Origin of the sequence: Tepidibacter sp. (assembly GCF_025210165.1) — a bacterium.
Lineage (GTDB): Bacteria > Bacillota > Clostridia > Peptostreptococcales > Peptostreptococcaceae > Tepidibacter_A.
The window spans coordinates 19,174-29,401 of the sequence record NZ_JAOASI010000027.1; the positions used below are offsets into that span (position 1 = coordinate 19,174).

Here is a 10,228-nt window from a genome sequence, read left to right on the forward strand (position 1 = left end):
CAGGAGGTATATAATGGATTTATTTAAGCAACTTAAAGAATTATTTGGTGAGGATATAGCAAAAAAGATAGTAGATACTTTGCAAACTAAAACAGATACTGAGCTTATTATAGATAATAAAAAAGAACCTCAGTATATTAAAAAATCTGATTATGATAAAGCAGTAAGTGAAAGAGACAACTATAAGAATAATTTTGACACTTTGGATAAAAGTTTGAAATCTTTCAAAAAGACTTTGGGAGCTGAAAAGCTTGAGGATATTAAATCTAAATTTGAAACTTTAGAAAAAGATTTAAATAATAGTAAACAAACTATAAAGGACCAAGAATTTAATTTCAATTTGGAAAAAGTAATTTTAGGTTCTAAACCAAAAGATATAGCTGATATATTACCACATATTAAAAAGGATTCTTTGGCTCATAAAAATGGAGAGTTTATCGGGTTAGATGAACAGATTAAGAATCTTAAAGAAAATAAAGCATATCTATTTGAAGAAGATAATACTCCAGGTAACTTAGGTGGTCCTGGAAATCCAGCTAGAGGTAATACTGGACTAGATAATACAACACAAGACAATTTTGATGAAGTAATATTAAATAGTCGTATAAGATAAGGGGGAATTTATTATGAATAAAATGATTAAGAACAAACCTAATTCAAAATTAAATTTACAGTTATTTGCTGCAGTTGGTGATAATGCGGTTATGCAAGATACAAGAACAGGAAATGTTCCAACAGAGCAATCTAAATTAATTATTCAGGATTTTGTAAAAGGTTCTGCTGTGATGGGGCTTGCAAAATATGAAAAAATGACTAAGCCTAAAAAGGAATTCACATATCTAGCTGATGGTGTAGGAGCTTATTGGGTAAATGAAGGTCAAAAGATAGGAGTATCAAAGCCCACTTGGTTAAAAGCTGAAATGGAAGCTAAAAAGTTGGGAGTAATTATTCCTGTAACAAATGAAGCTTTAAACTGGTCAGTACCTGAGTTCTTTGCTAACATGAGATCTGCTATAGCGGAAGCTTTTTACACTAAATATGACCAAGCTACATTGTTTGGAAAAGATTCTCCTTATGCTTCAGGTCAAAATATTTGGGCAAATATCACAACAGCAGGTAATAAGTTAGAAGAAGGTTCTACTAAAAAAGGCTTAGGTACAGAAAGTTCTAAGCTTATGTCTATGATAGAAATGGAGGATAAAGAGCCTAATGGTTGGACAACTACTATAAGATTCAAAGATGCTCTAAGAACTGCAAAAGATGAACTTGGAAATCCGCTGTTCAAAGATAAGACAAAAGCAGAGCCTGCAACGCTTCATGGTTTGCCAATAGGATATGTTAAGTCAAAGTCGTGGGACCATAAAAAGGCTAGAGTAATAACAGGCGATTGGGATTATGCTAGATATGGAGTTCTTAAAAATATTGAATATAAAATATCAGAAGATGCAACTTTAGATGTATTAGGAGAAGATGGAAAGCCTATAAACTTATTTGAGAGAGATATGGTTGCTTTAAGAGTGACTATGCATGTTGCTTTCATGGTATTAAAAGAAGGGGCATTCTCTGCATTAACTCCAAAGGCAGGTGCATAAAATGAAAATCAAAAGAAGTGATGGGAAAATATTTGATGTTACAGAAAAGGCTTATACTTTAGTGTATGAGCCTTTAGGTTTTTCTATAGTAAGTGACGATTTAGAAGAAGATAATCATCAAGAAATAAATTATAAAAAAATGAAGGTAGATCAACTTAAAATATTAGCTCAAGAAAAGGGGATAGAAGGTTATGATGATATGAAAAAAGATGAACTTATTGAAGCTTTAGAAAATGCAGAAGATGGTGAGTAATATGGGAGTAACTTATGAACAAAAACAAGAGCTTTTGAGAATATTGAAGTTTAATTTGAGAGAAAAGAAGAAACAATGTTTTGAAGATGATGAACTGGAACTTCTTCTTCAAAAAAATAACTTTGATATAGAAAAAGCTTCTTATGAAGGACTCTTAATAAAAGCTGAAAACACTGCAATAAAGCTTCCTGGACTTGATATTCCATCTTCTCAAAAGTATTTTTTAAGGCTTGCTAAATTATATAGACCATCTTCATCAGGTTGTATGAAAAGAGCTGATGAAAGGTGATAGACGTTAAAAGCATTCAGGAAAATATAATTGGTTCTATAACTGAAGTTGGCGTAGCTGAAGAAGTTACAATTCAAAGAAATCAGTTTAATAAATTCAATGAACCTATGGACGATCCTATAGATATTTGTAAAATAAATGGCTTTTATCACGGTAAAAATTCATATTTCAATATAAATATCGGTGAAGGTGGAGTTATTGCTACGGGAAGAAAAGAATATTTTTTAATACTCTTAGATGAAGAAGGTCAAAAGGTACATGAAGGCGACTTCTTTGAAAGAAAAGGGGTCAAATATAAAATAACTGATTTAGGAGAAAATATGGGTATTTTAAACGACATGCTACTAGAAAGGATGTGATTCAATGAGTCTCAATATAGATATACAAGGAGTGTTAAAGGGATTGGCTGAAAGTGAGATTAAAATGAGAGCTGCAGTTGGACTTTATGCTAATACTGCTGGTAAAAAACTAGAAGGACAAGCAAAGAAAAATGCTTCTTGGACTGATAGATCTGCTCAAGCAAGACAGACAATCCAGGGAGGACATGAATGGCAAGGGAATAAATGTAATATATTTATTGCTGGAAATAAAGAGTATTCTCCGTATTTAGAGTTTTGCAACGAGGGGAAGCATGCGATTTTATATCCTACAATAAGAGAAAATGCTCCTGACATTATAGAAGGAATGAGAAATTCACTTGGGAAGTAGGGTTTTAATATGATTAAAAAAGTATTTGAGCTTTTAGATTTAAAAGGTTTTCATGTATATTTTCCTGGGCAGCAAGAAGGAATATGCGACAGTGAATATATAGTTGTCAAAGATAGTGGACAGAATCATATTGCTGGAACTAATAAGCTTGGGTATGCAACCATAGATTTATATATCTATACTCCTTTAGCTGAATACACAAGACTTTTGTATTTAGCTGAAGAAGTAAAAGAAGCTATGAAAGTATATATTCATTTGAAACCTTCAGGAAATGAAACACCATCAATGATAGATGAAAAAAGAAAAGCTCATTTTAAAAAAATAGAATATGTTACAACTAAAAAATTATAGAAAGAGGGATTTAAATGGGTGATACGGTAGCGAAAAGTTTGCCACTTTCAGACATTGTTCTGGCTGAAATAGTTACAGAAGAGGATACTCCTAAAACATATAAATTTAAAACTGCTTCAGAGTGTAAATTAAGCCCCAAATTAAGTAAAGGAAAAGAAAAGATTTTAAGAATAAAGAATACTATATATTCAAAGTCTGAGACAAAAGATATCTGTATAGGAATGGATTTAACTTTAAAGGATAATATGTTTACTCCAGATGTATTTACGTTGATAGATGGAGGAACTATTACTTATGATGAAAGCAATCCGAAAAAGTTTAAATATAGAGCTCCAGAGACAGGTAAAGAAGTTAAAAGAACAAAGTTTACATTAAATCTTTATACTGCTGAAAAGGACACTTCTGGAAACATATTGGGCTATGTGAAATTAGCATATCCACACTGCGAAGGAACTCCTGTATCATTTAGCTTGAAAGATGAAGATTTTATGGTTCCACAACTAAAGATTAAAAGTGCTCCAGGAATAGGAGAATCTCCGTATGGGATTGATTATTTAACTAAGGATGAATTAACTATTCCAGCATAAATTAAAGTCCCTTTTTTAAAGGGGCTTTTTTATTTAAAAAATAATTTTAGAGGTGATTAATATGAATAATAACTTACAAGTTACAAGTTTAGAAGATGTTCAAAAAAGTTTTATTAAAGTTGTGCCACTTCCTGGATGGGATGAGAAGCCATTTGTATGTAAATTGAAGCGAGTTGGTATATTAGGGCTTGCACAAGAGGGGAAAATCCCTAATACGTTAATGTCACTTGCTATGGATATGTTTCAAAAGAAAGTCAATCCAGAAGAAGCAGACCTTAATGATATGATCGCAATATTTGAAGTAATGGCTCAAGAAAGTCTTGTCGAGCCAAGTTATGAAGATTTGAAAAAAGCTGGTATAAAGCTAACAGATCAACAATTAATGGAGTTGTTCGCATATTCTCAACAGGGGGTGGCAGCATTGAAAAAATTTCATAACAAGCCCAAAGGTCCTAAGTATAATTCAAATAAGTCAAAACACCAAGGAAAGACCAAGTAAAATTTTAAATATTGAAGATGATTATGCTGCTTTTTGTTTCGATGAAGCAGTTTTTTATATTATATCTCAAATTAAAGAAGGTAATGAACCTACCTTTGAGAGTGATGATCCTGTAGTAAAACAAGGTAATGAAAACACCTTGAGCTGGCTTCAACACCACAGAGGGTAGAAAGGTAGGTGGCAAAATTTGATAAATGCAGGAACTGTTGCAAGTTATTTAATGTTAGATACAAATAACTTCAGTTCTGGAATACAAAGGGCTGGTACTCAGTTAAAGCAATTTGAAACCGAAACAAATAGTTTCAGTGATAACCTGGATATTCTCGGAGGAACTATGACTGATGTAGGGGCAACCCTTACAAAGTCGGTTACTCTTCCAATAGCAGCCGTTGGAACTGCCATCACAGTGGTCTCAGCTAACTTTGAAGCTGCTATGTCAGAGGTTTCAGCAATAACAGGAGCAACAGGACAAGACTTCATGGAATTAGAAGATACTGCAAAAGACCTGGGTGCAACAACTCAATTTTCAGCTTCAGAGGCTGCTGATGGTATGAAATATCTTGGTATGGCTGGAATGGACACTAATGAAATTATAGGGGCTATGCCAGGACTCTTGGACCTTGCAGCAGCAAGTGGAACTTCTCTTGGTACAACTGCAGATATAGTTTCGGATGCTTTATCTGCCTTTGGAATGGAAGCCCAGGAAGCTGGGCATTTGGCAGATATTATGGCAAAGGCAAGTTCGAGTGCGAACACCAATGTTGAAATGCTTGGAGAATCTTTTAAGTATGCAGCTCCTGTGTGTGCATCGTTTGGTATGACTGCCGAGGAAACAACTGCTGCACTTGCTATGATGGCAAATAGTGGTGTCAAAGCGAGCCAGGGAGGAACAACGTTAAGGGCTGCTCTTACAAACTTAGCAAAGCCAACCAAACAAGCTAAAGGGTGGCTTGATGAGCTGAAAGTTAGTACAACAGATGTTCATGGAAATATGCTTCCATTCAACGAGATAATGGGGAAATTACGAAATAGTTTTGAGGACCTAACTGAACAACAAAAGCTACAAGCAACAACTGCTATTTTTGGAAAACAAGCTATGTCTGGAATGCTTGCAGTATTGAACACTTCAACGGATGATTTTGAGGACTACACTGAAGGGCTTGAGAATTCAGATGGTTCAGCTAAAAAAATGGCTGAGACTATGAATGATAATTTAAGTGGTGCTATAAAGATGCTTCAAAGTGCACTTGAAGGTGCTGCCATTTCATTAGGCGAAACTTTGACACCTATGATTCGTGATGTTGTTGAATGGATCAATGAGTGGGTTAATGCATTTAATAGCCTGGATGATAGTACAAAAGAGACTATAGTTAAGGTTTCTTTATTAGTAGCAGCCATTGGACCACTCCTTTTGATAGGAGGGAAGTTATTTGCTTTAATAAGTACAATATCAAATACTATTGGTATGGCTTCAAGTGTATTTGTAGCAGCTTCAGGAATGGTTACAAATTTCGGTTCTGCTATGGCTTTTGCTGGTGGTGGTGTGCAAGGGTTTGGATATGCTATATATGCAACCCTGGGACCTGTTGGACTTGCTCTTGCTGGTATTACTGCTCTAGGTGTAGCAGTCTATGGTTTATATGACTATTTCAGTCAAGATGCTATTCCAGAGATTGAAAGATTCGGTCCTGAAGTTTCAGAAAGTACCCAGCAAGCAGTTGGAGCTTTTCTTGATCTGAATGATACTGCTACAGTTTCACTAAATGAATTAAGCTGGTCTGGTAAAAAAGTTACTAAGGATATGGCTGATTCAATAATTTCTAATTTTGATGGTATGGCTAACTCAATAAACTCTGAGCTTCAAGAAGCTAAAGAAAAGGGTGTTAAGTCCCTTAAAGATTTATTTAAAGAGTCTACTAACATTTCAAAAGAAGAACAGAAAAAAATGATTGAAACTGTAAAAAAAGGTTATGACGGAAAAATTCAGTTAAATAAAGAAGGTAATAAAAAAATAAATGAGATTTTGAATAAAGCTGCTCAAGAAAATAGAAAATTAAAAGAAGCTGAGAGAAAAGAAATAGATAAAATTCAAAAATCAATGATTGATTCAGGTATTAAAGTTCTCTCAAATAGTGAGCAAGAGCAATTGGCAATAATGGAAAGAATGAGGTCCAATTCAAAGAATCTTTCAGCTAGACAGGCAGCAGAGGTTGTTCAAAATAGTGTTAAGCAAAAGGAAGAAACAATAAAAAATGCAGAACAGGAATACAATGAAAGATTAAAACAGGCTGCATTACTTAGACAACAAGGGACAAAAGAAGCTAACGAAATGGCTGACAGGATAGTTGAAGAAGCTAAAAGACAAAGAGACGAATCAATCAAACATGCCGAAGATATGCATACACAAGTTGTTGAAGAAGCTAAAAAACAAGCTGCAGAGCATGTGAATGAAGTTGATTGGTCTACAGGTGAAATATTAAATAAATGGGAAGTATTCAGAAATAATTGGGCAGACATCGATGAAAGAGCAAACGAATTTATTGTAAATGGTATAAAAAGTACTGTAAAAACAATTACAGATGGCATTGAGAATCTAGGAAATTGGATACATAAAAAAGGTGCTGATTTTGATAAAAAGGTAAATGCAAAAATAAAAGAAGCTAAATTATGGGGTAGTAATTTAATTGATATGTTTGTGGCTGGTGTTAAAGGCAAAGTAGCAAGTGTTAAAAAGACTATTTCAGATGTGGGGCAAACTATAAAAGATTATCTTGGATTTAGTTCCCCAACTAAAAAAGGAGCTTGCAGCAATTCGGATCAGTGGGCACCCAATTTTATGAATATGTTTACTGATGGTATTAAAAAGAATAAGCACAAGGTCAAAAAAGCTTCTGAAGATGTAGCGAAGGTTGTCGCAACTTCTTTAAATAAAGTTAATGGATATGTTAAGAATACAGTTTCAATAATGGACAAAAAATTTGAACTGTGGAAATTAAAAAATAAAGAAGTAAAAGACAGTTCCATTTTATTATCAAAGCAACTTGAGCTGCAGCAGAAAAAACATGAAGCTCTGAATGAGCAGATTGACAATACTCAACAAGCCCTTGAGATAGTAACCAAAGAATATGGTGAGAACTCATATGAAGCTCAAGAGCTGCAGTTAAAATTATTAGATTTACAAGTTGCTCAACAGAAAGTTAACAATGAACTAGATGAAACCAAAAAGAAAGTAGATAGTGCGACAGACTCCTGGAAGAAATATTATAAAGAAGTTTCTAAAGGGGTTTATGACACTTCTTCAAGTTCAAGAAGCTCTGGTGGTGGAGGTAGTAGAAGTAAAAATAAATCTTACTATAATGAAAATACAGGCGAACATCATGTGTTTAATGATGGAAAGCACACCGTTATATCAGATAGTGGAAAGGTAAGAGATGCAACAAATGACAAGTATAAAATATCTGATTCAGAGAAAAAGTCTGGGGTTCATCGTGGTAAAGATGGACATACCTATGATAAGTCAGGATTTAGGATAAGACACGAAGGTGGTCCTGTAAATGATACAGGCAACATGAGATTCTTTGATTCATTAACTACTTTGGGTGGGTTCTTCAGCTCGCTAAAATCAAATGAGGTCCCAACGATCCTGGAAGATACTGAGGTGGTTTTAACCCAGAGCCATATGAATACATTAGAAAATGCTTTTCATGCTGCCAGATCATTGAAGGCAGATGCTTCAAGTAGTATGAAGAATTTGAATTTAACTCTTGATATTGACTATGAAAAATTAGCAAGTGCCATAGCTTCAAAGGTAAAACCTTCTATAACTCAACACAACACATTCCAAAGTCCAAAAGCTTTGGATGAGAGGGAAATCAGAAGAAATAATACAACGATGCTTCGTAATCTTAATTTTGAATGGGGGATTTAAATGGAAAAATTAATATTTACAAACTCAAAAGGAATAAGTATTGAAATAGGAAATCAAGCCCCTTTTGTTTTAAAAAAAATTCTTGGGCTTGATGGTATGAATGTAAATGTCCAAACTAAAAAAGCCCCCTTTCAACTTGGGAAAAGTTACATTGATTCTACTGTAGACGAAAGGCTTCTCAGTATTCACTTAGCTTTACTCAACGATAATGAAGAAGAAAAATTCAGATTAAGAGAACAACTTTTAAGAGTGTTTAACCCATTACTTGGGCAAGGCACTCTTAAATATGTTTATACAGGAAAAGAAAAGGAAATAAAAGTTGCAATAGATCAAGCTCCTAAGTTTAATGTTGATGATGTAGAGGGTCCAGATCAGCAGTTAGAAACAGTTATACATTTTATTGCTGCTGATCCTTTTCTCCTGGACACATTTCATACAAGTAAAGAAATGAGTTATTTAATGGGAGGACTTAATTTCAGGCTTAAAATCCCAACTACTTTTTCATATAGGGGATTCAAAAATAAAGTTATGAATGATGGAGAGGTTAAAGCTCCTGTTAATATAATTTTTTATGGTCCAGCAAAAAATCCTACAGTTACAAATGTAACTACTGGAGAATTTATAGGCATAACAAAAGAGCTAAAGGAAAATGAAAAATTAATAATAGATACAAGTTTTGATAATAAACTAATTGAAATAGAGGATGCAGAAGGTAATAGAAAAAATGCTCTTGGCTATATAGATTTAGCGAGTGTATTTTGGAGCTTAGATTTAGGGCTTAACATACTAAGTTATACAAGTAATAACGATTCCATAAAGACAAAGGTATTGGTTAAGTGGAAAAATCGTTATACAGGAGTTTAAGGAGGTTATTATATGCCAGGAATTGAAAAATATAGTTTTTTTGATTCAACTATTGATGATGAGAGGAATTATTCGGCTCAAGAATTTGCTGATTTTTTCAAAAGTGTACTTGGAACAGGAATTTTAAATGGAGGAGAAAATCTTCAGGTTGGTTGTGAAAATAATTCAATGAATGTTTTCATTAAAGCAGGAGAAGCTTGGATTGAAGGATATAAATATTCACTTGGAAGTGGAAATTTGAATCTGACTATAGATGCCGCTGATCCTACGCAAGATAGAATTGATAGAATAATTATTAGATTAGATAAGACTTTAGAAAACAGATATATAAAAGCTTTTGTGCTAAAAGGAACTCCAGGAGCTACTCCAGTTCCTAGTGATTTAACTAGAAATGAAAATATATATGAAATTTCGCTAGCTCAAGTCAGAATTATAGCTGGAAAAAGCTTTATTGAAGCAAGTTCAATTTCAGACGAAAGACTGAATACTAATGTATGTGGTCTTGCTAATAGTTTAATACAAGCTGATACAAGTGAAATATTTAGACAGTTTCAGGATTTTTTAAATGAAAAGAAAATAGAATATCCAGCACAGTGGAAAGCTTGGTTTGATTTGACTTGTGCTACTCAAGAGAATGTATTAAAAACTTACAATGAGAACTTAGGTGAATGGTTAAATACTTTAAAAGGCAGATTGTCAGAAGCTGATGTAACTTATTTAGATTCACAAATTCAAGAAAATAAACAACAGTGTGATGTGCTTTTTCAATCTGTCAGTAAGGGAAAGGCTCAGATAGCATCTGCCCTCACTGACGTAGGAAAGCCAACTCAAAGTGATGCGACATTTCAACAAATTACAGATAATATAAAAACTATTGATTTAAGACAAGATAATTTTAACGAAAGATATTCAACGTATGAAATGGTTATGATGTATGGTTTTAATCCTGGAATAATTATGAATGGAGGAAGTATATAATGGGAATGCAAATGTTTGTTGCAAGTGGAACTTTTAACCCTAATGATTACGATTTGAAAGTTGGTGATGTTCTTAATATTATATGTGTAGGTGGAGGACAAGGAGGTGCAACGTCTGCATATCGTGGTGGTAATGGTGCTAGTTCTTCTTTTGGTTCTTTTGTAACTGCTTACGGTGCT

Annotated in this window: 13 protein-coding genes; all 13 read left to right on the forward strand. The window is 33.7% G+C overall.

From position 1 onward, the window contains the following. Window positions 1-13: 13 nt before the first annotated feature. The gene (locus N4A48_RS04105) at window positions 14-613 is read left to right on the forward strand and encodes a phage scaffolding protein (protein ID WP_293664533.1); all 600 of its coding nucleotides are present in this window, start codon (window positions 14-16) and stop codon (window positions 611-613) included. Window positions 614-626: 13 nt separating this feature from the next. Then, the gene (locus tag N4A48_RS04110) at window positions 627-1,592 is read left to right on the forward strand and encodes a phage major capsid protein (protein ID WP_293664534.1); all 966 of its coding nucleotides are present in this window, start codon (window positions 627-629) and stop codon (window positions 1,590-1,592) included. A 1-nt stretch (window position 1,593) separates the two neighbouring features. Beyond that, window positions 1,594-1,845, forward strand: coding sequence for a Rho termination factor N-terminal domain-containing protein (locus tag N4A48_RS04115; protein WP_293664535.1), 252 nt, complete (start codon window positions 1,594-1,596; stop codon window positions 1,843-1,845). Further along, window positions 1,838-2,134 carry a hypothetical protein gene (locus tag N4A48_RS04120; protein ID WP_330665047.1) on the forward strand — a complete coding sequence of 99 codons (297 nt, stop codon included), beginning with the start codon at window positions 1,838-1,840 and terminating at the stop codon, window positions 2,132-2,134. The genes N4A48_RS04115 and N4A48_RS04120 overlap by 8 nt, the downstream gene beginning before the upstream one ends. Then, a complete protein-coding gene (locus N4A48_RS04125; RefSeq protein WP_293664536.1) occupies window positions 2,131-2,493 on the forward strand; it encodes a hypothetical protein in 363 nt (120 codons plus the stop codon). The genes N4A48_RS04120 and N4A48_RS04125 overlap by 4 nt, the downstream gene beginning before the upstream one ends. A gap of 4 nt (window positions 2,494-2,497) precedes the next feature. Then, on the forward strand, window positions 2,498-2,842 hold the full coding sequence (locus tag N4A48_RS04130; protein WP_293664537.1) for a hypothetical protein: 345 nt from the start codon (window positions 2,498-2,500) through the stop codon (window positions 2,840-2,842). A 9-nt stretch (window positions 2,843-2,851) separates the two neighbouring features. Continuing rightward, complete coding sequence (locus tag N4A48_RS04135; RefSeq protein ID WP_293664538.1) at window positions 2,852-3,193, forward strand: hypothetical protein; 342 nt, start codon at window positions 2,852-2,854, stop codon at window positions 3,191-3,193. A 14-nt stretch (window positions 3,194-3,207) separates the two neighbouring features. After that, window positions 3,208-3,780, forward strand: coding sequence for a hypothetical protein (locus N4A48_RS04140; RefSeq protein ID WP_293664539.1), 573 nt, complete (start codon window positions 3,208-3,210; stop codon window positions 3,778-3,780). Window positions 3,781-3,841: 61 nt separating this feature from the next. Then, complete coding sequence (locus N4A48_RS04145; protein WP_293664540.1) at window positions 3,842-4,279, forward strand: hypothetical protein; 438 nt, start codon at window positions 3,842-3,844, stop codon at window positions 4,277-4,279. Window positions 4,280-4,466: 187 nt separating this feature from the next. Continuing rightward, the gene (locus N4A48_RS04150) at window positions 4,467-8,207 is read left to right on the forward strand and encodes a phage tail tape measure protein (RefSeq protein WP_293664541.1); all 3,741 of its coding nucleotides are present in this window, start codon (window positions 4,467-4,469) and stop codon (window positions 8,205-8,207) included. Next, window positions 8,208-9,071 (forward strand): phage distal tail protein, encoded by an 864-nt coding sequence (locus tag N4A48_RS04155; RefSeq protein WP_293664542.1) that lies wholly within the window; start codon window positions 8,208-8,210, stop codon window positions 9,069-9,071. 12 nt (window positions 9,072-9,083) lie between these two features. After that, on the forward strand, window positions 9,084-10,049 hold the full coding sequence (locus N4A48_RS04160; protein ID WP_293664543.1) for a hypothetical protein: 966 nt from the start codon (window positions 9,084-9,086) through the stop codon (window positions 10,047-10,049). Further along, a partial coding sequence (locus N4A48_RS04165; protein WP_293664544.1) for a hypothetical protein occupies window positions 10,049-10,228 on the forward strand: 180 nt, incomplete at its 3' end. The genes N4A48_RS04160 and N4A48_RS04165, both read left to right, overlap by 1 nt.

Excerpts from the sequence above, each read along its gene's own strand:
- N4A48_RS04130 (WP_293664537.1), top strand. The coding sequence starts at position 2,498 with ATGAGTCTCAATATAGATATACAAGGAGTGTTAAAGGGATTGGCTGAA.
- N4A48_RS04160 (WP_293664543.1), top strand. The coding sequence starts at position 9,084 with ATGCCAGGAATTGAAAAATATAGTTTTTTTGATTCAACTATTGATGAT.
- N4A48_RS04110 (WP_293664534.1), top strand. The coding sequence starts at position 627 with ATGAATAAAATGATTAAGAACAAACCTAATTCAAAATTAAATTTACAG.
- N4A48_RS04115 (WP_293664535.1), top strand. The coding sequence starts at position 1,594 with ATGAAAATCAAAAGAAGTGATGGGAAAATATTTGATGTTACAGAAAAG.
- N4A48_RS04140 (WP_293664539.1), top strand. The coding sequence starts at position 3,208 with ATGGGTGATACGGTAGCGAAAAGTTTGCCACTTTCAGACATTGTTCTG.
- N4A48_RS04155 (WP_293664542.1), top strand. The coding sequence starts at position 8,208 with ATGGAAAAATTAATATTTACAAACTCAAAAGGAATAAGTATTGAAATA.
- N4A48_RS04105 (WP_293664533.1), top strand. The coding sequence starts at position 14 with ATGGATTTATTTAAGCAACTTAAAGAATTATTTGGTGAGGATATAGCA.
- N4A48_RS04145 (WP_293664540.1), top strand. The coding sequence starts at position 3,842 with ATGAATAATAACTTACAAGTTACAAGTTTAGAAGATGTTCAAAAAAGT.
- N4A48_RS04135 (WP_293664538.1), top strand. The coding sequence starts at position 2,852 with ATGATTAAAAAAGTATTTGAGCTTTTAGATTTAAAAGGTTTTCATGTA.